Genomic DNA, 21,097 nt, shown 5'->3' with positions numbered 1-21,097 from the left:
TCTTATTTTAGTGGTAAGGCAACGTTAAACAAGAATTCGTTTTGCTTCAAATCAAATTTTTGCCCGTTAACCTTGATGCCCTGCTTGGCCGAAACTTGAGCAAGATTTAAGATAATTCTGCTCTTTTTGTAATCAATCGTTGCAAATTTACTTAAATCATAATTATTTTTTACATACCGCAAGACAAAGTTAGCAGGAACATTCAAAGAACCTACACTGACGGACTTAGCGTCTAAAACAATGTTACCCTTAGCATCTAAACTTGGTTTAGCGTACAAGGTAAAGGACACGTTGCTACCTAAAACCTTAGTCGTTCCCATCAAAATTGCTGACTTATCTAAAATAAAGCGATACTTAATCTTGCTTTTCTTTTGACTTTTACGCAAGTAGTAATTAATCATTGCGCTTAGCTGTTGTTTATTCATAGACACATCTAAGTCGACGTTCTTATCTACCTGTTTAGTTTGTTGGCTAATCCGGGTTTGGTCAACGCTTGGAGTAGTCAGCTTGTGTCCGATAAATAGGACCGTCGCAATTACTAGGGCTAGTAAAATTGCAAAGGCCCACTTCCAGTAGTTGATTTGCTTAGCCTGCGCTCTTTTTTCAGCCACCTTATTTGTCCTCCTTTAACCACTTATCTTTATGAGCCATCATTACTTGATATAACTCTTTAGTCATATAGCGATACCCCTTATCATTAGGGTGGAAATGATCGGCGTCAGACAAGTAGTTATTTTTTTCTTTTTGGTCACTTAAAATATCCTCTAACTTAGTAGACGAAACCAAATTTAAGTTGAGCTTACTTTCTTTAATCAGCCGCTTTTTATCCTGGCCTAAGTATTGGCCCTCTGATAACTGCTGGTTTACGTCCACGAAGTAAGTATTTCCATCCCGCTTAGCTACCTGTTTTGCTAATACATTCCACTGGTTCGTGTATTTTTGCAAGTCAGTTAAGGTTGGAAAGTAAACGTAAAACGGATTATAGATACTAATCAAAAAGATAGGCACATCTTCATTATAGTGTCTAATCGTTTTAAATAAGGAGGTGAGTTTTAAGCGGTAGTCCTCCTTAGCCTGGGGCATCGCTCCCGCTAACTTATTGTTAGCCAGTAATAGGAAGTTATCCTGTAAAACTTTCATCATATCGTTACCACCAACGGTTAGGGTAATGACATCCGCCTGCTTTAGCTCAGCTTGCATCTGCTTTGACTTTTCTAGGCGCGCTTGAATTTGGTCGCTCCTGTCGCCGGTCTTGCCGTAGTTATGGCTAGTCACTTTGACTTGGTTTTGGTGTTCAAGCTTTTGCTTAACCAAGTAAACGTAGCCACCACGGTTACTCGTATCACCAACGCCGTGGGTTAAAGAGTCACCTAGTGCATATAGTGAAATGCTAGGAACTTTTTTAGCTTTAACCTGGGCTTGCTTCTTACTTACAGTCGGACTGACTCCTTGATGGGTCTTGCTACTAGTTAGCCTCATAATAGAAAAAAATGCCCCAACCAATACTAGCACAACGCCTAAGAAGATTAATCCTTCTTTTACTTTCGACATACATATTCCCTCTCATGAATTTACTAGGTTAGTTCCCTTTATTTTAACGCATCGACGCAAAAAAGCCTAGTTTATCAATTGGCGAACTTATGTTTTTATAATACAACTTTAAGGATGAAAAGACCAATATTTTGTCCTAACAAAAAGTGATTACCACAAATTACCGATAATCACTAAAAACGAGTTAAAATAGTTGCACCACGTTCTTTCAATACTTCAATTTCTAATGTTAACTGATAATCTTCCCCTATAATGTCTATTATTTTTTCTCCCATTACAAGAACATCCCCCTTTACGTATTTTATAATACAACTTTAAGCTGTAAGGTGCCTAGCCTTAAAAGTAAGAACACCGTAAATTCATAGACAAGAATGAATTTACGGTGTCTAATTAATTAATCACGTTTTCTTTTATCAATTAAACAATTCTAATTCCCTAAACCCTTATGGTAAAAGTAACCCTTTTCTTAATTTTATGACTTGTTTTTTTCAACAAGTTACATATCATAAATTATCTTAATATTAACTATTGATTATTGCACCTTATTTCCCTAATGACTATGTATGAGCATTTTAAATAAAAAATGACCATCAATGGTATCATCCATCGACAGTCATTTGTAATGAGTAATTAATTTTCTTTACGCTTATAAACCCGGAATTCGTAAGGATATTTATTCCTTTCATCAACTTGACCAGGGGTTACCGAGATTAAGTCAAATTTTTGGTAATCTATCTCGGGAAAGGTAACGTCCCCAGCAAATACAGCGTCAATCTTAGTTTGATATAAAACATCTACTTGATCTTTTAATAACTCGAAGAGACTAGCCCCGCCAATCACAAAGACTTCCTCAGCCTGATGTTTTGTTAGCCAAGTTAACATTTCTTCGACTGAGTTAAATACAGCTAGGTTTTCAGTCGTTTCTGCTTGCTTTTTGAGGGCGGCACTACGAGTTAAAACTAAGTGCAAGCGGTGGGGTAATAACCCTGGGAAACTGTCAAAAGTCTTACGGCCCATTAACATGGGGTGGTCCATAGTTTGTTTTTTAAAGTAAGCCAAATCGGCAGGTAAATTCCAAGGGAGTTTACCCTCGTTACCAATATGCCCTGCGCGATCTTCTGCCCAAATGTACGCTAACATCCCAATTCCTCCTAACTAAACAGCCACGGGCGCTTTGATAGCCGGACCGCTTTGGTAGTCTAATACTTTAATGTCGCTCATTTCGAAGTCCATAATGTCTTTTTTAGCCGGATTTAGCCATAAGTTCGGCGCATCAAACGGAGTCCGGTTTAGTTGCTCTTCGACTTGGTTAAAGTGGTTCTTATAAATGTGAGCATCTCCTAAGGTGTGGATAAATTCGCCAACTTCTAATCCGGTTTGGCGGGCAATTAGGCTCGTTAACAAGGCATAACTAGCAATGTTAAACGGCACCCCTAAAAAGACATCCCCACTTCGTTGGTAAAGCTGACAGCTCAACTTGTTGTCATTAACATAAAATTGGAAGAGGGTGTGGCAAGGTGGTAGCGCACTAGTTGGGACGTCCTCTGGATTCCAAGCGGAAACAATTAACCGCCTAGAATCTGGGGTCTTTTGGATGGCTTCGATTACGTTTTGAATTTGGTCGATGGTTTCGCCCTGGCGGGTTTGCCAGTGACGCCACTGGGCTCCGTAAACGTCACCTAAATTACCAAACTTAGCGGCAAATTCGTCATCATTGACAATTCGGTCACAGAAAGCTTGTTTTTGCGCCTGGTAGACCTCATTAAAAGCAGGATCTGCTTGAGATCTAAGGCCAAAATCTGTCATATCCGGTCCCTGGTAGTCGCTACTTTGAACCCAGTTTTTAAAGGCCCACTCGTCCCAAATATGGTTTTTATGTTTTAGAAGGTACTGGATGTTAGTGTCCCCCCTCAAAAACCACAATAATTCACTCTTAATCAAACCAAAAGGTACCTTCTTGGTGGTTAGTAAGGGAAAACCCTGACTTAAATCAAAGCGCATTTGGTAGCCAAAGAGACTCTTAGTCCCTGTTCCTGTGCGGTCAGTTTTTTCGTGCCCTTTTTCTAAGATATCACGAATTAATTGCAAGTAAGGTTGCTCTACAACAGTCATTTTTTAGTCCTTTCTAGTCAACGTACTGGCTAAGTTCATCCCAACGGTCCATCTTGCTTAAAATTTCTTCATCAAGCTGGTCGATTTGGCCTTGGAGCTCCCCTAACCGTCCATAATCGGTTCCGGGTACCTGCCCCATTTCGGCTTCTAATTGAGCCTTTTTAGACTCTAGTTTATCGATTTGCCCTTCTAGTTGGTCATATTCCATTTGTTCTGCGTAGGTCAACTTAGTTTTGACCTTGCTTTGGTTGGCACTAGGAGCCTTGGTGGGCGCGGTCTTAGCCTTTTTCTTTTGGGCCTGACTTTGCTTCTCATTTGTTTGCGCTAGGTAATCAGTAAACCGGCCCCGATAGTGGTCGATTTTAGCAGCCCCTTCAAAGATTAACAGCCGGTCAGCCACCTTGTCTAAGAAGTAACGGTCGTGGGAAACAGTAATTACGGTTCCGTTGAATTTATCTAGGTAATCTTCTAAGACGGTCAAGGTACCAATATCTAAATCATTGGTTGGCTCATCCAATAGTAAAACGTTAGGTTGTTCCATTAAAAGTTTAAGTAGGTACAACCGACGCTTTTCTCCTCCGGATAACTTCCTAATTAAAGTCCCGTGCATAAACCTCGGAAAGAGAAATTGCTCTAAGAGGCTCGTCGTTGAGATTCGTTCGCCATCCTTATTAACGACACTTTGGCCCACTTCATTTAGGTAGTTAATGACCCGCTTATCATCTGGAATATCCTCGGTTTGTTGGCGATAGTAAGCCATTTTCACGGTTTCACCCTGGATTACCTGGCCAGAATCAAGGGGTAAATCACCGGCTAAAGCGTTTAGAAAACTTGATTTACCAGCGCCATTGACCCCAGTAATCCCGATTCTTTGCCCGGCTTGAATCAACAGGTTAAAGTCCTGAATAATCTTGTGGTCACCTAATGTTAGGCTACCGTCTTTAACCTCTAGAACCTTTTTACCCAACCGTTGTTGACCTAGGTTAATATCAACGTCGGCGTCGACTTGGAGGGTGTTTAGATTGTCCTTTAATTCGTTAAAGCGATTAATTCTTGCCTGTTGCTTGGTGGTTCTAGCTTTAGCCCCAGTCCGCATCCAGGCCAGTTCTTTTTTGTAGAGCTGTTGTTGCTTGTGCTCAGCCGTGATTTCCCGTTCTACGCGCTCGGCTTTTTGGCTAACAAAAGCTTCATAGTTACCGGTGTACTCATATAATTTACCAAAAGATAATTCCATGATTTTAGTAGCCACTTGGTCTAAGAAATAGCGGTCGTGGGTAACAACTAGCAAGGCCCCCTTATAACTAGCCAGGTATTCCTCTAACCAGGCGATAGAATCAAAGTCAAGGTGGTTAGTTGGCTCGTCTAAAATCAGTAAATCAGGTGCTTGAATCAAAACTTGGGCTAACCCTACCCGCTTTCTTTGCCCCCCAGAAAGAGTGGCTACTTTTTGATCCATATCTTTAATATGCAACTGGGTTAAAATGGTGCTGACTTCGCTTTCAACATTCCAAGCGTCCTCTTTAGTCATTAGCCGTTCCGCTTCATCAAACCGAGCCTGTAGCTTTTCATCTGTTGGGTTAGCGCTATAGGCAGTCAGAACTTCTTCGTAATGACGGATGGTTTTAAAAACTGGACCTGCCCCGTCATAAATTGCTTCCATGATGGTTTTTTTATCATCTAACTTAGGTTGTTGCATTAAGTAACCAATCCGGTAATCATTGGGCTTAATCAACGCCCCCTTATCGGCCGGATCTACCTCGGTTAACGCGTTCAATAATGTTGTCTTTCCTGAACCGTTAGTCCCGATTAACCCAATCCGGTCATGTTCATTGATTATGAAATTTAAATCTTCAAATAGGGTCTTTTCACCATATGTTTTGGTAAGCCCTTCAACACGTAATGTCTGCATTTACTCTAGTTAACCTCACTCTTCTAATTGACTACGCCCGTACTCTAGTAAAGCGAGTTTATCATTTTTTACTTGGCGGTTTAAAACGGCCTCTTCAATCTGGTCTAATAACTGTCCTAAAATTGGACCTGGCTTTAAATTAAGCAGCGTGATTAAATCCTTGCCATTAACAGCTAGCTCAGCCCGACTGTGGATAGGTAAGCCCTCGTAGGCTAATAGTACTGCCATACTGCTATAATCGGCCAAGCCTAATAAGCGTGCCACCCGACAAGCTACAGCCAACATTTCTGAACCGGTTAGGTATTGCAGCTTAGGACTCAAGTCTCCGGCTTTCATGGCTTCTAGCGTACGCAAAGCCTTGGTTACCTGGGCCTTGAGTTCATTTGAGCCCTTCCAAGCATGGACTAACTGTCCTCCTTGTTCAGGCCGATAGCCAAAGCAAGCGGCTAATAAGGTCCAAACCTCGGCTTCATTATCAAGGTGTAAGTTTTCAATGGTTAGCAGGCTTTCTAACTGGGCTTGGTGTTCCTTAAATTGAGGACAGTAAGCAAACAACCCGGTGGCCATGAAGTCCGCTAACCCCGCCTTAGGATTTTTGCCTAGCATTAACTTAACCCATTCAACGTTAATGCGTTCCAGGGCAATTTTAGCTAACAGGGCCGCGTTTTCCTTGATAGCTGCTAAGGTTTGGGCTTCAATTTCAAAGTCTAACTGACTAGCAAAGCGAACCGTCCGCATCATCCGCAAAGCATCTTCATGGAACCGTTCGCGCGCTTGTCCCACCGCCCGGATTGTCTTTGACTCAAGGTCAGCTAAACCATCAAATAGGTCGATTACTTCGCCGTCTGGCCGTAATGCTAAGGCGTTGATTGTTAAATCCCGCCGTTTTAAATCTTCTTTTAAGGAGCGGACAAATTCAACTTTATCTGGACGCCTAAAATCTTGATAGGTAGATTCGGTCCTAAAGGTTGTAATTTCATAACCAATTCCATGGTCGATAACCATTACCGTGCCGTGTTCAATCCCGGTATCGACTGTTTTAGCAAAAAGTTCCTTAATTTCTGCTGGGTAAGCGCTGGTTGCGATATCCACATCATGAATAGGGAGATTTAAAATGGTATCACGAACGCTGCCGCCAACAAAATAAGCCTCAAAACCAGCTGCCTGGATTTTTTCCAAGATGGGCAAAGCTCGTTTAAAGGCTTGCGGTAGATTAGTTACTCTCACAGAATGTTTTCCAATCCAACCATTAATTCGGAGTAGTTACGGATTTTTTCCGTAGCTACAGCCACACCAGACATAAAGGAAATCCGGTCAAATGAATCTTGGCGAATTGTGAGGGCTTCTCCCTTACCCCCGAAGAGAACTTGTTCATGTGCTACATATCCAGGTAAGCGTACGGCGTGGATGCGCATTCCTTCGTAGTTTGCCCCCCGTGCGCCTGGTAATGTTTCTTTTTCATCTGGGTTACCTTGGTAATGTTCCTTACGAACTTCGGCAATCATTTTAGCCGTATTTAAAGCTGTCCCTGAAGGAGCATCTAACTTATTATCATGGTGCATTTCAATAATTTCAACGTCAGGGAGGTACTTGGCAGCTTGCTTAGCAAATTGCATTAACAAGACTGCTGAAATCCCAAAGTTAGGTGCAATCAAGCCACCTACTTGCTTTTCTTTGGCTAGGGCTTGCAATTCCTTAACTTGATCATCAGTCATCCCTGTAGTCCCAATCACTGGCGAAATACCATGTTCTAAGGCAAACTTGGTATTTTCAAAAACAGAAGTTGGGCGGGTAAAGTCAATCCAAACTTCAGCGTCCGTCTTAATATTAGCTAAGTTTGTAAATACTGGGACATCCGTTTGACTGTAAGCTGGATTTTCGTTTAAGTTCTTTTCACTTGCCATTGGGTCAAAGACACCCACTAAGTCAAATCCTTCGTGTTCTAAGACCATTTGAACTGTGGTATTACCCATCCGACCCTTAAAGCCGGCAACTAATACTTTCACCATGAGCAAAATCATTCCTTTACAATTTTATTTACCAATATATTAATCTTATTCTAACACATAACTAAGCTTTGAGAAAATAATGAGAATTGAGTAGCTTTTTCGTTTTTCAGCCTTTAAAAATGCTATGATGGACTAGAAAACTTAATAAATTGAGGTGAGTTTTAATGGTCGCAAGTGATGAAAAAGAAAAAATTAGCTTCTTAGACCTTTTAATGATTACAATTGGCTGTGGTTTGTATGCACTTGGCTTTGTCAAAGTTAATATGGCCAACAGCCTGGCAGAAGGTGGAGTGACCGGGATTACCTTAATCGTCCGCTACTGGTTACACATTGACCCTGCTTATACTACGCTGGCACTCAACATCCCTCTAATTTTAATTGGTTGGCGCTACCTAGGTAAACGAGCGCTCATTTATACCATTTATGGTACCGGCATTCTCTCAGCCTGGATTTGGGTCTGGCAAAGACTTGATTTTCAGCTAAATATTCACCACGACATGTTTATTGCCGGGATTTTAGCTGGACTTATCGGGGGCCTTGGTTCTGGGATTGTTTACCGCTTTAACGGCACCACCGGGGGTTCTGACGTCGTTGCCCGTATTTTTGAAAAGGAGCGCGGGGTAGCCATGGGTAAGTCCCTTCTGGCCGTTGATACCTTGGTTTTAGTGGCCTCTCTTTCTTATATCGACACCCGCAAAATGATGTATACCTTGCTGGCATCTTATGTCTTTTCACGGGTCGTTAACTTTACCCTTGAAGGTGCCTACGCGGCCCGGGGAATGATTATCATCTCCCAGTTTAACGAAGCGATTGCCCAAGACATTATGAAAGAAATGGACCGCGGGGTAACCTACCTTGACATTGAAGGTGGTTATTCTAGGGAAGCTGGGCGGGCAATTTATTGTGTTGTCAGTCCGGGAGAAATTATCACCGTTAAACGGATTATCGCCCGCTATGACAAACGGGCCTTTATTTCAATTATGGATGTGGCCGAAGTAACCGGTGAAGGCTTTACCTACCGGGTGACCAAAAAGAAATTATTTAGATAAATAAGAGACTGCCCCAATGACTCAAAACAAAAAAATCGCTGGTAATTAACGTTTTAAGTAACGCAATTACTAGCGATTTTTGTAATTTAAATTAAGCCTCTTCCCTTGCAACTTCATTTTTCATTCGAATGAAATAAGTTGGTAAACTTTCGTAGCTTGTTAAATTCTTATTAGCAATCATTGCTGCTGTTTCCTTAAATGCTGCAAATGTTTCTTCATTTGGAAGATAGATATTCACTTCATCTTTATTACAAATGTCTATAAATTTTGTCAAAGCAGCCTCACCTGTACTAAATATACTATTTCCCCTCAAAAACATTAAACCATAAAAGTGTACGACCGTATCCAAATAATATGTGCATTATCTTAAAAGATTTTTGAATACAGTCTTAGTCTAAATCTGACCCATTAGAAGCGATGACTTTCTTATACCAGTAGAAGGAATCTTTAGGGAGCCGTTCTAAGCTACCATGGCCTTCATCATCACGGTCAACGTAGATAAAACCATAACGCTTAGACATTTGTCCGGTTCCGGCAGAAACACAGTCAATGCAGCCCCAAGTCGTGTAAGCTCTGAGGTCTACCCCGTTAGCGACTGCTTTGTCCATGGCTTGAATGTGTTGACGAAGGTAGTCAATCCGGTAGTCATCGTGGACTTTGCCATCTTCAAGCTTATCAACAGCACCTAGACCATTTTCAACAACCATCATTGGTAAGTGATAGCGATCATAGATTAATTCTAGGTAGTATTGTAAGCCAGTTGGATCGGTAGCCCAACCCCAGTCAGAATACTTAAGGTATGGGTTCTTAGCCCCTGCAGAGAAGTTACCACTAGCCTTATCTTCAACTTCATGGGTGGTTACCATGTTAGACATGTAATAAGAGAAGGTATACATATCAACTTTCCCTGCCTTAAGGTCTGCTAAATCTTGGTCGGTAATATCCAGGGAAACATTATGTTCATTCCATAAACGTTTAGCAAATGATGGGTATTCACCCTTACATTGAACATCACCACAGTAATGAATATTTTGTTCCCAGGCATAGCGGTTTGCCAAGATATCCTTAGGATCTGGTGAACCAGGATAATTAGCAATTCCACAAATCATATTCCCAATCATAAAGTCAGGATTAATTTCATGCCCAATCTTTACTGCCTTAGCAGAAGCCACAAATTGGTAGTGCAGTTTTTGGTAGGCATGTTGGTAAGCTTCATCAGAAATGCCCCGGCCTTGATTGAACATTTCCATTAAGAGCAAAGCAGAGTTAATTTCGTTAAAGGTTAGCCAATACTTAACTAAGTCCTTGTACTCGGTAAATAGGACCTTCGCATAGTTAACGTAAGCATCAATCATGCCGCGGTCTGACCAGTCACCATACTTTTCACTCAAAGCCAATGGGTCTTCGTAGTGAGAAATAGTTACTAATGGTTCGATATTATACTTACGTAGTTCTTCAAAGACTCGGCGGTAGAAGTCAAGCCCCGCTTGGTTAGGTTCACTCCCCTCACCGTTAGGGAAAATTCTAGTCCAAGCAATTGAGAGCCGGTAGGTCTTAAAACCCATTTCAGCAAAGAGCTTAATATCCTCCTTATAGCGATGATAAAAGTCAATCGCAACGTGGTTAGGATAGTATTCATCATCAAAGATGGCACCCTTAGCCCCCTTAGGCAATCCTTCTCCCGGGGCGCCTGCAATCTTATCTTTTTTGCCATTTAAGGTATAAGTTAAATACCGAGGTGAAGTTAAACTACCAGCGGTTTGAATATCTGTTACTGATAAGCCCTTACCGCCTTCATCATAGCCACCTTCAACTTGATTAGCTGCTGTAGCGCCACCCCACAAGAAGTCTTTTCTAAAATTAGCCATTTAGCATCCACCTTTCACATTTTTCTTAACGGTACAATAATAACATGTTGGTACAAATTTGTAAAGCGGTAACATTTGCTTATAGAATAAACAAGAGATAAAATTCCCCTGTTTCTTTTTGTTTTTTATTCTCGAAGTTAAAGTAACTTTCTATTGTTTAACAAAAACTAACTCGCTAGCCGTAGCCTTGATAACTCTTTACAGCTTCTACCCCCTGAGCCTTAACTTTAGCTAAATAAGCAACCATGTCACCTCGCGCTTGCTTAGCAGCGGTGGCTTTTACGACTAACTTCCCATTTTGACGCTGGGCAAAGCGACAGCTTACGAAGCGGTCACCTGCTTGCAGATAAGGACTAACCGCCTTGGCATACTCCTTAGAGGCCAGGTTTAAGACTAACTCCCCGGGTGCAAATAGCTCGCGATAAAGTTTGTAAGCCCAGAATTGGTAGAGAGTTGGACTTGAAAAGCCCTTAAGCTTAGCCTGCATTTCCAGGCGGTAGAGATTTATCCCGTCAAAAGGACGTAGTAAGCCATAAAGGCCCGAAAGGATGTAGAGGTGCTTTTGAACGTAATTTAACTGGGCTTGGGTAAAAACATCCGCCCCTAGCGCTTGAAACTGTAGGCCCACGTAAGTAAATACGGCCGGACTTAGTTGCCTTTCAAAACTAAAATCCTGGATGCGCTGATAATTCTCTAAGGCTAATTTATCACTACAACGCCACAAGGCCTGCAGTTCTTCTAAACTCAAAGCTTGTAAGTAAGTCATTAAAGTCTTACTTTCGTTTAAAAACCGTGGTTGACCAAGCACTTCAAAATCATCACAGGCTTTCATCTGCTTGGTCGGTGAAATAATTATTTGCATCTATTGCTCACTTCCTTAGACTTATTCTAGCAAAGTTTTCCTCCTGTCACCAAGTGTGTTATAATCGTCTTAGTTAAAGTAACTTTTTATGGAGGAACTAACATGGACTTTCCTTACGCCGACCGCTTTAGTCACTACCTTAAACATGACCGTCTCCTAGCAGACAATACCATCAACGACATCAACCACGACGTGGCCGACCTCTTTAATTACTTGCGCCACTTCAACGTCTTATACCAAGTCAATCCCGACTTAGACCAGCTCGAAGAAACGGATATCCGGGCTTATTTCAATATGCTCCAAGTCGAACGTAACATTAAAAACACCACCTACAATAAGGTCTTAACCCACCTTACCACCTACTTCAACTTTCTCTTTCAAAATAAACTAACTACCAGCCTACCCACCATCGGCTTAAAGGGCCTAAAACGCCAAACAGATGACAGCCTTCCCCTTAACTGGGTTGACCAACTCCCACTCCTGTTAAGTGATGACAGCCTGTCTTATTACGGCCGCTTGGTTTTGTTGTTAACCAGTCACTTTTATACCGTTAAGGAAATGCTTCAACCCGGCTTTTACCAGATCCTAGACCGTGAAAGCTGGTTGGACTTTGAACAAACCTTTTTAGCCGAATTTAAAAAACACCAGGCCGACTTACAGGCCCGCCAGAATAGCTTGGAGCTCTTCTTAAAACAACGGCTCAACTTGGCTAACCCCACCCTAACCTTGCCGGCTTTACATAAGTATTTGAAGCAAGACCAAGCCCAGCTTCCTTTTAGCTTTAAGCCCAGCCAACTTTACCAAAATGCCGTCTGCTACTTCTTAGTCAGCCACCAAGATTTAAGCGACCAGCAACTAGCCACCCGCCTGCGCCTAGATTTAACCTCGCTTAACTACTACCGCCAACTCAATTACCGCCTCAACCAAAACTAACAGGGTGCCTGCCGCCTGGCAGACACCCTGTTTAGCGTCTAATATCCCAAATTAGTCTTTCTTCTTGCGTGGTTGACCGGCATCGCTACGCTTAGCCCGCCAAGCACCATCCTTATTGCGTGACCTATTTTGCCCTGCAGTTGGCCCCGTCTTCACCACTGGCCCATGGGTATCCTTTGGTGATTTGCTTCCAAAAATTGACATAGCTCTCGCCTCCTTTCAATAAAAGCAGATTAACCTTTAATTAACCTAATATTTTTAACGGCTTCCTTACGTAATCTAACTCCGTATTCCTCACTAAGATCAGCTACCATGCTGACATATAGCTTAGTCGCATTGTCATAGTCTTCACGTTTGATGCAAGCATAGGTCTTAGAAATATACTTATTCCATAGTTGTTGGTAAATTTGCGCTTTTTCTGGCCGAGCATCGATACGCTTAACAATTACTGGTGCAATCCGATAGTATTCCCTAACTAATTCAGCAATAAGCGGGTTCTTGACAGTTGACATATCCCGATAGCGTCTCATCGCCATCAATTCCTCACAGTCATCCCCCTTATTTAAACTCATGCAGGTTGCAGTGGTGATAAAACAGCCCTTATCTACAGTATGGTGTTCAGCTGCATACCCAGTGTCAGATTCCATTGCTTCTTCTAGTTTGGCTCTTTTTTCATCTTCTTGACGAATCAGGTCGTCCACTTGTTCTAGCCAAACTTCAGCCAAACTATAACCCTTATTCTTGGCTTGAGTAAAATATTTTTTAGCCAGATTCAAGTCTTGACTAACATCACCTTCATTATTCATGTAAATCTTACCACGGTAGTAATAAGCAGCGGCTTGCCGACTTTTTTCAAAGCATTTAAGGGCCTGCCGTTGATTGTTTTTCGACAAGTAAGCACAACCCATGATATAGGAGATGCGACTTATAGATAATCCGCGCTTAGTATCTAGATTTAACAGGTAATCACATAAGTTAATGATGTTATTTGCTGTTTCTTCATCTACATTAATAATTTTTTCATTAATTATTTTTTTGGTAACAGTTCTCTCCCACCATGAGTATCCAACAACAACATCTTCTGTTTCAACTTCATCCTCATGCCAATTTTTATCAAACTCCATCTCCAGCAACTTATAAATTGCCAGTGTATCTCCCCATGAGGCGGCAATGCGATAGTAATTTTCTGCTTTACCCGGATCACTACTTTCTTTAGCTTTGCCTAGTTGATAACTAGCGGCAGGTACTTGTCTTTGAGACAAGTACCTAAGTAAAGTTTCGTCGGCTGAATTTCGTGCTAGTTTAAGTAACTCGTCAGTGGCTCTTTTCTCACCTAATTTAAAGGCCTCTTTTAAATAGTCAATCGCTACTTCGCCCTCAAATTGATAACTCAAATAGTAGTACTCTGCACCTGTTTCTACTTTATCAAGCTTAGCTGCTAGCTCATTACATTGGGCCTTTGTTAAAGAGAGTTCAGAAGCTAGAATAATTTTAGCCTTTCTAACTAATTCTGTATCAGGATACTCAAGTAGCTTGTTTAATTTCGCAGGGGATAAAACCCAGTCGTTAATTTTATCTACCATCAATTCAAAAACTAAGGCATTAGGATCATTATCAGCTTTTAATTGGTCTATTAAATCTATGGTTTCATTATTAGTATTATCTTTTTTTAAGCTGTTCCACAAGTTGGTATAAATTGCCTGGCGTCTTTTTGTTGAAGATAACTTGCTGTCGTTAACCTCCTTAGCTAAAGTTAACATCGCTTGATAGCAATTTTTAAAATCTGCGTTAGTATCTTCTGCTTCTTTAAATTTTTGCTGTAACTTTTCAATTTCTTTCTTTGATAACTCAACCTGTCTATCTAAGCTAAAACGACGCAACAACAGCCTTTGTTCATCAACATTTAGTCCATAGCTATTAAATAATTCAGCAAAGCGGTTGCTATCATCAACTTTTTCGGCGAGTTTCCGCAGTTGTTGATAGCATTCTTCAAAATCAGTTTGTTCATTTTCCAACTTAGCAACTCGATCACTGAGCTCTTTTCTTTTTGCCTTTAACACCGAGCTATCTCCAACACGTATTAAATCCAAACCAATCCCATGTAAGCGTTCATTATCTTTTTGAATACTTACATCATAATTAGTAAATAAATCGGAGAAAAGGTAGTCGATTGTTGGTTGCACAAAAGCCGTTTGACAGGCTTGCTTTTGCTTAAAAGTAGTGGTTAAAAACTCCGGGTGATCTTTTGGCGAAACAAACTTTACATTTCCTATTTCCCAAGGACGACTATTCTCATCATTATTTGCCAGGACATAAACTTGAGCCTGTTCCGCTAGTCTCTTAATCAAAGCTAAACGTTCCTTAAAACAATTAGACTGACCAGTGCTAGTATCATCAACTAAAATAATAATCTCATCTTGAACCGCCAGTAGTTTTTTAACTACCGCTTTGTCTAGTCTAGTAGCTGCCGGAAAGAATGTAACTGTTGCTTTAACGTCTTGGGCTTTTATCTTATAAGTGTCGATAAAGTTAGTGACGTCAATCTCACTATGCTCAAGCTTTTCTGAATCATTATATTCGTCAAGTGTTAACTCGTTTGAAACACCAGTATTAATAGCTGCTATTCTTGGTTCATCGTTAGTTGTAGCAGAAAGGACGACTGGAACCGCATTTGGCTTTAATAAAGCATCCAGTACTGCTGAGTCAAACGCCCCTCGTAAATAGCTAGCACTAGCTTTTTTTTCTGTCCAACTAATAATCCCAATATTTTTATGCCTCATTAGCTCTGGGTAGTCATTAGCAAACTCTAAATCCGCAAAAAGTTGGTCTAAAATTTGTTTATACTTACTAATTCCTGGCAGAGAAGACTTTCTCAATAATGGTAGTAAGTTTTCTTCTATATATTTTTTTAATTCCAACTGTAATTCATTATCACTGCGATTATCCTCAGTGTTAAGCAATTTAGATAGCAACTCTAGCTGCTTACTATTATCCATCATTCTTACCTATCCTTGTTCTAGTTTTTTTACTCTCCACTTTATTTTTTCTTGAAGATTAATAAATTGCGCTTCGTTTCTACCTAACCTATCGACTTGCAAGACTATATCTAGAGACAAACTAGCTAACGATTTTGTAGCTAAGATGTTTTTTTCTGTCTCAATTTGCTTGGTTAACTCTTTTAAATTCGCACGTAGTTGCTTCATTTCATTAGCAAACTCAGCCTGTAATTCTAACAAGTCCGCGCTTAACTCTTTCGAATCCTGTTCTTGATCTGAATTAGGCTCAGTAGCAATTGATTTAAAGAAGTTATTAATGTAGCCATTATCATCAAATTCCTTGCCCGCTCGCGAATCATAGGCTGTCACTGCGTAGAAATTAATATCATGGTCCGCTAAGGTTTGCTCAGCTGTTCTAATTATTTCTTGGATATTTTTCTTATCACGTTTATCCGCCCGGGTGAAAACAACTAATAGCTGCTTAACAGTGTCAAATTCTGCTAAAAACTTAACTTCTTCCTCTTTGATTGCACCGGCTTCTGCATTTACTAACCAGATCAGATAATCAGCTTTCACAAGTTGCTTGAATGCTATCTCTCTATCAGAAACTTCCGTTTTATCATGCTTGTTTGTACTCTTATTAAAACCAGGCGTATCTAACAAAACAATTTCATCTGAGATTTCAGCAGGAAAATTCGTAGTTTCAATCGTAATACAATCAATAAACCGACTCAAGGAAAGATGATATTGTTCCTCAAATTCATGTGATAGAGCCTGCAATGCATCTGCATCTATTTCTAACTTTTGATTAGACACTACCACATTTTGCTTGCCTTTTGCACCAGCCATAACGTAGGTTAAGATAGACGTGGTCGGACTTTGATTTTCGGGTAACATTAACTTAGAGCCACCATTAATAAGCCCGTTAATGAAAGAAGATTTTCCTGCGCTAAACAATCCCCCCAAGCCAACTACCTTTCTGCCTTGAAAAAGCTCTGTCCGTTCATTTTTTCCTAATCTAAACCCTAATTTTTCTAGTCTCTGCAAGCGCTCAATTACATCCGGAAGCTGTAAGTTTTCAAGAATCGTCGGTAAGTCGACCTTAATTAATTCTTCCAGCTCATTTAAAGCTGTAGCTCGTTCATTTTCTGCATATCTTTTGGCTAAAATTTGTGTAATTAAAGCTAAAGCCTTATTAGGATCCTCAAGGTAGCTATTTTTACTAGCTACTATTTCCTTATTATTAACTTTATTCCTAATCCTATCTCTAATCCCCATGCAATTACCTCATCTTTAGTCAGTTAAATCGACTAGTTTTTCTTTTTCAGCCTTCAAAAGTGTAGTATACCCTTCCAGGCTACTCTTGCTTTGCTCAGCGTTTTGTAATAACACTTCTTGTTCTTGCAAATCCTTAGAAAGGGCTTTTTCTAACTCATCCGCAAAGGAGACCGATTCAGCGTCTAAGTAACTAGTTATTTCCTGATCCTTATTTTCCAGTGTCTTGGCCGCATCACTGCCAATTTCGGTTAAAATCCGTCCTAACGTTTGTTTCAAGCCGGAAATTTCTTTACCGTAAACTCGGCTAGAAGGATAGCTAGTCGTTAACTTATTTGTATAGTCAACTGAATCTAGTTCCTTATACTTAGGTAAGTCTAGTTTTCTTAGCCTGCTGTTAACTACATCTATAATTTCGTCTTCATCTAATTTCCTAGTGTTTTCGATTCCTTCAATAACAATTGATTTAATTTTATTTCCTAAAGAATTAGAATCTAAACTGTGGCGCTGATTGTCACCAATCTTCTTAGTAAGATCATCGACGTAGTTGGTGATATTGTTCTCTACATCTACAATTTCTGCAACGTATTCATTGGTGATATGCTCCTTTTTCCACCAAAGATGACCACTAGTATAACTACCTGTTTGAACATTTTTTACTGGGAACAGTTGATAGTTCTTTTTCATGCGCTTGATTTCGTCCGCTAAAGCAGTATACCTAGACCTAATATCAAATTCTTCTTCCTCAAAGATTACCTTGATTTTATTTCGCTGCTTAGTAATTAACTCATGAACTAGCTCTAATTGTTCTTTAATAGCAGCGATATCCTTATTCTTAAGTCCAGCTAAGCGCCTAGTGGCCTTGGTATAAATATTATCCAGTTCTTTTAAAAGTTTTAGAGACTGCTTGTTAAGGTAGTCTGCTTGCCGCTCTTGAATAATTTTTTCTTTATCAGCCCGAATTAGCTCAAACTCTTTTTTAAAATCATCAATACCCGCCAAATCCTCTAAAAAGTCTGGTTCCGTTGACATTCCGTTAAAGCGTTCTTGCATTCGTTCAATAATTATTTTTTCTTCGTCGGATAAGGGTAGATTCTTTTTTTTCTTTTGGGCCACCCCATATAGAAGCGATGAGATAGTATATAGATAATCATGGTCACTGGCTTCTTCCTTAACCTTATCAAAGATAGCTTCCTTACGCTTATTACCTTGGGCTACTTGCTTACCTAAACTCTTTTCCAAACTACCCTTAATTACATAGTAAGTCTTATTAAAAATCTCTTCTAGGTTTGCTTTGCCACGGCTGCTATCATCTAACATTGCGGAGTCAAACTTGCTAGCAACAAAGGACATCCGTCTAATTCCTTCATTAGGTAACTTGTCTAAAATTAGGTTAACATCCGCTTCCCCCATAAATTGTGAAGCCATGCTTAAAACGATAACCGCATCACATTTTTTAAGAAAATCCTCTGTCTTCTTTCCCCGTGAACGAACCGGATCTCCTAACCCCGGAGTATCATAGATTTCTACGTCCTTTAAGCTTTGTGTGTCAATTCCCATTTCTGTCCACTCAACGATTGGGGCTAATCTTCCTTGCGAACCAACATACTCTGCTAATTCCTCTAGTCTTATTGTCTTTTCGCCTTCCCTAAGCTTCTCACTTAGTTCAGCTGGGCTTAGCGCCTTGGCTTTTTCTGTTAATTCCTTACAAGCTTTCCAATCTTCATCAATATTTTGAACAATTTCTCTGTGTAACTTTCGTTCATTTTTAATGCTGCTTTTTAATTTCTCGTATTCCTCTTGATACGCTTTATCATATTTTTGCGAAAGATCCTTGATTCCTCGCCAAGCTTCTTCACTATAGTAGTGGACCTTAGCATATGGTTCTTCAGCATAGCAGATTTTGGTTAGGTTGGCTGTCATTGGCGTAGCAGCCTTGGGTAAAATATCACGTCCGTTAAAAAGGAGTGCATTCAAAAATGAAGATTTCCCAGCTTTAACCTGCCCAACAATCCCTAAACGCATTGTACGGTCTGGTTCCATGACCGCTTTAGCATTCTTTTTAAAATCATCATAAGCCTTCTGATAGTTGTTGATAGCATCTTCCCCTACCAAGTCTTTTCCTTCCACAACTATCTTTAGGGTCTTACTAGCAAGTGCATCTAAATCTTTAATTGTTACTGAACTCATTGTACCTACTCCTTATCTAAATCCTTTTCCATTTCAGACATCATGTCAGCAATCTCGTTTAAGCTTTGATCAAGTGCTTGTTTCTTTTCATCGAGATTTACTTCCTGTTCTTTCTTATCATCCCTGAGCTTTTGAATAGCTTCGTTAGCAGAATCAATTTGCAAGTTAATGCTGTCCTCAATATTTTTTAGAGTATCGCTTCCCACTTGTTCCATGTACTCAGGTAATTTTTGTCTTAAGTCCTCAACGATTTGGGGAATTATTTCATTTTCAATCTGTTCCCTCAATTTTCTTTCCTGGATGTTTTTGGTTAGGAAACCAACTATCTCTGGAATAAACAGTATTATCAATTCCACAATTGGTGCTACAAAATCCGTTACAATCGCTAATCCAGCCAAAATACTAGTTGCAATTCGTGAATTTTCTTTAGCTGCATACTTCTGACCAAAGTCTTTTAGCCCACCAAATAACGTGCCGGCTCGATCTGCCACATAGTTGCTATCACCAAAAATGCCACTGGTAACATCTTCTAATAATTCTCCATAAGTTGCAGTCATAAAGTCGCTAGTTGCTTGAGATAGTTCTGGCCGAATTAAAGAACTTACTGTGTTACCAAACGTATTACTACCACCTTTGGCCGCTCTAACCAAGGCACTAACATTTTGCCGCAACTTATCTTCCACTTTACTTACGACTTTCTCTGTCCCCTGTGTTTTCAACTTAGCCAGGTATTCTTCCCGTTTTTCTTCCAATCTTTGTGCTAAGCTAGCCTTTTTAGCTTCATTTTCTGCAATTTTTTTATCAATCTCACTTGTATCTAAAACCAAGGCTTGCTTTTGTTCAGTCAGCATTCCCTTGGTACTTTCTAGTAAGCCATAACTCTTATAACCCTCTTTAGCCGCCAAAAGGTCTGTTGGGTCAAAACTGCTAAATAAAGAGTACATCGTAGCTTGTGCATCTGAATAGCGACTTGAAGTCTTAGTGAGGGTCACATCATGTTCTACGATTTCCTCAATGTTATCTTTAATTTCTTCTGCAATATCGTTAAGATCTTCTTTAGCATGTTTATCACACTTAGTTAGCACATACTTAATCTCACCACTATAGTGCTGAATTTCTCTTAGGAAATTTTGTGATTGAATATCAAAGGTTCCATTATCTGAGGAAATTACGTATACATAACCCGCCGCACTATTTATGTATTGGGCAATAGCCTTATTGTGTTCCTTAACACCAGAACTATGGCCGGGCATATCAACGATAACAATGTTCTTCAACTTTTTTAAGTTTTCGATTGGCAAATAAAATTCATATTTCAAATAACCAGTTGGATCTGCACTCTTAGCTTCTTCAATCGAACATTTTTCACGACTACCATCTTGCTTTACCTTGATAGCATATGCTTGTTCGCTATAGCGAAGTTCCGTTGCAATCGCAGTTTCCATGCTAATATTTTCTTTTAAAATTTCTTCACCGCTGACCCCATCCATGAATGTATTTAATAAAGCAGATTTACCGGCACTGAATGTTCCTACCATCAACACTTTGGCTTCAAAATTCTCAACTGCTTTAACTTCTTGGCCTACATCTAGCGCCACCTTACTGTCGCCCAATTCATGTTTTACTAAAATATCGCTTGCTTTATTAAGATCCTTAATTAATCCTGTTTTTGTTAGTACCATTTCTTCCAACTCCTTTTTGTATAACCTAGTTTAAAATATTCTCTGTCTGCTTATTCACCTTTAATCTCATTAATCATTCGGCGAATAGTATAGACACTGTAACCAGTCTTCATGGCCGTATCCTTAATATCAATCTCGCCTTTATGAGTAGCTAACTCTTTTTTGACTGATTCTCGCGAATAAAGTCGCATCGGAAAATTGACTTGCATCCCCCGAAAATTTTTGTAAATTTTCTCGACATCTCGCTCGTTTAAGATTTCGGCCAATTCTTGGTAAACCTTATTATATTCGTACATATTGCCACCTCTTTCTTTTTAAATTCCATAATAAAATTTACTCTAAAGTCAAAAGTTTATCTATTGACTTTGATTTGGTCATTTACACTAAGTTTGCATAATAATTGCTAAACTCATTCTTGTTGACTATATTATTAACAAACTGCTAGACATTATTTGACCAGGTATTAAAAAAGCTCCTAAGAAAGTTACCACTTTCCTAGGAGTTTTTAATGCTTAATTTTTCAGAACATTCTTCAGAGTGCTGCTACTTTATTAAACAACATTACGGGAATTTTTATAATTAGTTTCAATAATTTCATCATTATTTTTAACTGAAACTTGAAAGCAAAAAAGAGCATAAAAATTCTCTATTCTCTTGATAT

The 21,097-nt window shown here is 39.8% G+C and carries 19 protein-coding genes; 2 read left to right on the top strand and 17 right to left on the bottom strand.

Annotated features, from left to right (window positions below):
• Positions 1–2: 2 nt before the first annotated feature.
• The 8 genes from FC14_RS01695 to dapB all read right to left on the bottom strand — a co-directional run bounded on the left by FC14_RS01695 (position 3) and on the right by dapB (position 7,581).
• Complete coding sequence (locus FC14_RS01695) at positions 3–611, bottom strand: YpmS family protein (RefSeq protein WP_056976016.1); 609 nt, start codon at positions 609–611, stop codon at positions 3–5.
• 1 nt (position 612) lies between these two features.
• Positions 613–1,551, bottom strand: a complete 939-nt coding sequence (locus FC14_RS01690) for an SGNH/GDSL hydrolase family protein (protein ID WP_056976013.1) — start codon at positions 1,549–1,551, stop codon at positions 613–615.
• 173 nt (positions 1,552–1,724) lie between these two features.
• Positions 1,725–1,826 carry a hypothetical protein gene (locus tag FC14_RS11110; protein WP_419775860.1) on the bottom strand — a complete coding sequence of 34 codons (102 nt, stop codon included), beginning with the start codon at positions 1,824–1,826 and terminating at the stop codon, positions 1,725–1,727.
• A 355-nt stretch (positions 1,827–2,181) separates the two neighbouring features.
• The gene (locus tag FC14_RS01685) at positions 2,182–2,691 is read right to left on the bottom strand and encodes a dihydrofolate reductase (protein WP_056976011.1); all 510 of its coding nucleotides are present in this window, start codon (positions 2,689–2,691) and stop codon (positions 2,182–2,184) included.
• Positions 2,692–2,706: 15 nt separating this feature from the next.
• The gene (locus tag FC14_RS01680; protein ID WP_056976009.1) at positions 2,707–3,663 is read right to left on the bottom strand and encodes a thymidylate synthase; all 957 of its coding nucleotides are present in this window, start codon (positions 3,661–3,663) and stop codon (positions 2,707–2,709) included.
• 13 nt (positions 3,664–3,676) lie between these two features.
• Positions 3,677–5,572, bottom strand: coding sequence for an ABC-F family ATP-binding cassette domain-containing protein (locus tag FC14_RS01675; protein WP_056976007.1), 1,896 nt, complete (start codon positions 5,570–5,572; stop codon positions 3,677–3,679).
• Between the two features lie 15 nt (positions 5,573–5,587).
• Positions 5,588–6,799 carry a CCA tRNA nucleotidyltransferase gene (locus FC14_RS01670; RefSeq protein ID WP_056976005.1) on the bottom strand — a complete coding sequence of 404 codons (1,212 nt, stop codon included), beginning with the start codon at positions 6,797–6,799 and terminating at the stop codon, positions 5,588–5,590.
• A complete protein-coding gene (gene dapB / locus FC14_RS01665) occupies positions 6,796–7,581 on the bottom strand; it encodes a 4-hydroxy-tetrahydrodipicolinate reductase (RefSeq protein WP_056976003.1) in 786 nt (261 codons plus the stop codon). The genes FC14_RS01670 and dapB overlap by 4 nt, the downstream gene beginning before the upstream one ends.
• A 164-nt stretch (positions 7,582–7,745) precedes the next feature.
• Here dapB and FC14_RS01660 point away from each other — a divergent pair, with 164 nt between their 5' ends.
• Positions 7,746–8,630, top strand: coding sequence for a YitT family protein (locus FC14_RS01660; protein WP_056976001.1), 885 nt, complete (start codon positions 7,746–7,748; stop codon positions 8,628–8,630).
• A gap of 91 nt (positions 8,631–8,721) precedes the next feature.
• Here FC14_RS01660 and FC14_RS01655 read toward each other — a convergent pair whose 3' ends face one another.
• The 3 genes from FC14_RS01655 to yaaA all read right to left on the bottom strand — a co-directional run bounded on the left by FC14_RS01655 (position 8,722) and on the right by yaaA (position 11,360).
• On the bottom strand, positions 8,722–8,904 hold the full coding sequence (locus FC14_RS01655) for a hypothetical protein (protein ID WP_089143837.1): 183 nt from the start codon (positions 8,902–8,904) through the stop codon (positions 8,722–8,724).
• 115 nt (positions 8,905–9,019) lie between these two features.
• Positions 9,020–10,498 carry a glycoside hydrolase family 1 protein gene (locus FC14_RS01650; RefSeq protein WP_056975998.1) on the bottom strand — a complete coding sequence of 493 codons (1,479 nt, stop codon included), beginning with the start codon at positions 10,496–10,498 and terminating at the stop codon, positions 9,020–9,022.
• A gap of 175 nt (positions 10,499–10,673) precedes the next feature.
• Positions 10,674–11,360 carry a peroxide stress protein YaaA gene (yaaA, locus tag FC14_RS01645; protein ID WP_056975996.1) on the bottom strand — a complete coding sequence of 229 codons (687 nt, stop codon included), beginning with the start codon at positions 11,358–11,360 and terminating at the stop codon, positions 10,674–10,676.
• A gap of 102 nt (positions 11,361–11,462) precedes the next feature.
• On the opposite strand from yaaA, the gene FC14_RS01640 reads away from it, so the two are divergent.
• Entirely contained in the window at positions 11,463–12,293 is an 831-nt protein-coding gene (locus FC14_RS01640; RefSeq protein WP_056975994.1) for a site-specific integrase, read from the top strand.
• 51 nt (positions 12,294–12,344) lie between these two features.
• On the opposite strand, the gene FC14_RS10745 is transcribed toward FC14_RS01640, so the two are convergent.
• The 6 genes from FC14_RS10745 to FC14_RS01615 are packed head-to-tail and all read right to left on the bottom strand — an operon-like array spanning position 12,345 to position 20,732.
• Positions 12,345–12,497 carry a hypothetical protein gene (locus tag FC14_RS10745; RefSeq protein ID WP_167588743.1) on the bottom strand — a complete coding sequence of 51 codons (153 nt, stop codon included), beginning with the start codon at positions 12,495–12,497 and terminating at the stop codon, positions 12,345–12,347.
• Positions 12,498–12,526: 29 nt separating this feature from the next.
• Complete coding sequence (locus FC14_RS01635) at positions 12,527–15,289, bottom strand: CFI-box-CTERM domain-containing protein (protein ID WP_156655712.1); 2,763 nt, start codon at positions 15,287–15,289, stop codon at positions 12,527–12,529.
• Between the two features lie 9 nt (positions 15,290–15,298).
• Positions 15,299–16,567, bottom strand: coding sequence for a dynamin family protein (locus FC14_RS01630; protein ID WP_056975990.1), 1,269 nt, complete (start codon positions 16,565–16,567; stop codon positions 15,299–15,301).
• Positions 16,568–16,582: 15 nt separating this feature from the next.
• A complete protein-coding gene (locus FC14_RS01625) occupies positions 16,583–18,754 on the bottom strand; it encodes a dynamin family protein (RefSeq protein WP_056975987.1) in 2,172 nt (723 codons plus the stop codon).
• A gap of 5 nt (positions 18,755–18,759) precedes the next feature.
• Positions 18,760–20,436 (bottom strand): dynamin family protein, encoded by a 1,677-nt coding sequence (locus FC14_RS01620; protein WP_056975985.1) that lies wholly within the window; start codon positions 20,434–20,436, stop codon positions 18,760–18,762.
• A gap of 50 nt (positions 20,437–20,486) precedes the next feature.
• A complete protein-coding gene (locus FC14_RS01615; RefSeq protein WP_056975983.1) occupies positions 20,487–20,732 on the bottom strand; it encodes a hypothetical protein in 246 nt (81 codons plus the stop codon).
• Positions 20,733–21,097 lie beyond the last annotated feature (365 nt).

It is taken from the genome of Ligilactobacillus agilis DSM 20509, assembly GCF_001436215.1.
Classification (GTDB): domain Bacteria; phylum Bacillota; class Bacilli; order Lactobacillales; family Lactobacillaceae; genus Ligilactobacillus; species Ligilactobacillus agilis.
This window is presented reverse-complemented; position numbering and strand designations above follow the sequence as displayed.

Bases quoted from the DNA above. Each gene is read 5' to 3' on its own strand.
- FC14_RS01690 (WP_056976013.1), bottom strand. From the start codon at position 1,551: ATGTCGAAAGTAAAAGAAGGATTAATCTTCTTAGGCGTTGTGCTAGTA.
- FC14_RS11110 (WP_419775860.1), bottom strand. From the start codon at position 1,826: ATGGGAGAAAAAATAATAGACATTATAGGGGAAGATTATCAGTTAACA.
- FC14_RS01685 (WP_056976011.1), bottom strand. From the start codon at position 2,691: ATGTTAGCGTACATTTGGGCAGAAGATCGCGCAGGGCATATTGGTAAC.
- FC14_RS01680 (WP_056976009.1), bottom strand. From the start codon at position 3,663: ATGACTGTTGTAGAGCAACCTTACTTGCAATTAATTCGTGATATCTTA.
- FC14_RS01675 (WP_056976007.1), bottom strand. From the start codon at position 5,572: ATGCAGACATTACGTGTTGAAGGGCTTACCAAAACATATGGTGAAAAG.
- dapB (WP_056976003.1), bottom strand. From the start codon at position 7,581: ATGGTGAAAGTATTAGTTGCCGGCTTTAAGGGTCGGATGGGTAATACC.
- FC14_RS01660 (WP_056976001.1), top strand. From the start codon at position 7,746: ATGGTCGCAAGTGATGAAAAAGAAAAAATTAGCTTCTTAGACCTTTTA.
- FC14_RS01650 (WP_056975998.1), bottom strand. From the start codon at position 10,498: ATGGCTAATTTTAGAAAAGACTTCTTGTGGGGTGGCGCTACAGCAGCT.
- yaaA (WP_056975996.1), bottom strand. From the start codon at position 11,360: ATGCAAATAATTATTTCACCGACCAAGCAGATGAAAGCCTGTGATGAT.
- FC14_RS01640 (WP_056975994.1), top strand. From the start codon at position 11,463: ATGGACTTTCCTTACGCCGACCGCTTTAGTCACTACCTTAAACATGAC.
- FC14_RS10745 (WP_167588743.1), bottom strand. From the start codon at position 12,497: ATGTCAATTTTTGGAAGCAAATCACCAAAGGATACCCATGGGCCAGTG.
- FC14_RS01635 (WP_156655712.1), bottom strand. From the start codon at position 15,289: ATGGATAATAGTAAGCAGCTAGAGTTGCTATCTAAATTGCTTAACACT.
- FC14_RS01630 (WP_056975990.1), bottom strand. From the start codon at position 16,567: ATGGGGATTAGAGATAGGATTAGGAATAAAGTTAATAATAAGGAAATA.
- FC14_RS01625 (WP_056975987.1), bottom strand. From the start codon at position 18,754: ATGAGTTCAGTAACAATTAAAGATTTAGATGCACTTGCTAGTAAGACC.
- FC14_RS01620 (WP_056975985.1), bottom strand. From the start codon at position 20,436: ATGGTACTAACAAAAACAGGATTAATTAAGGATCTTAATAAAGCAAGC.
- FC14_RS01615 (WP_056975983.1), bottom strand. From the start codon at position 20,732: ATGTACGAATATAATAAGGTTTACCAAGAATTGGCCGAAATCTTAAAC.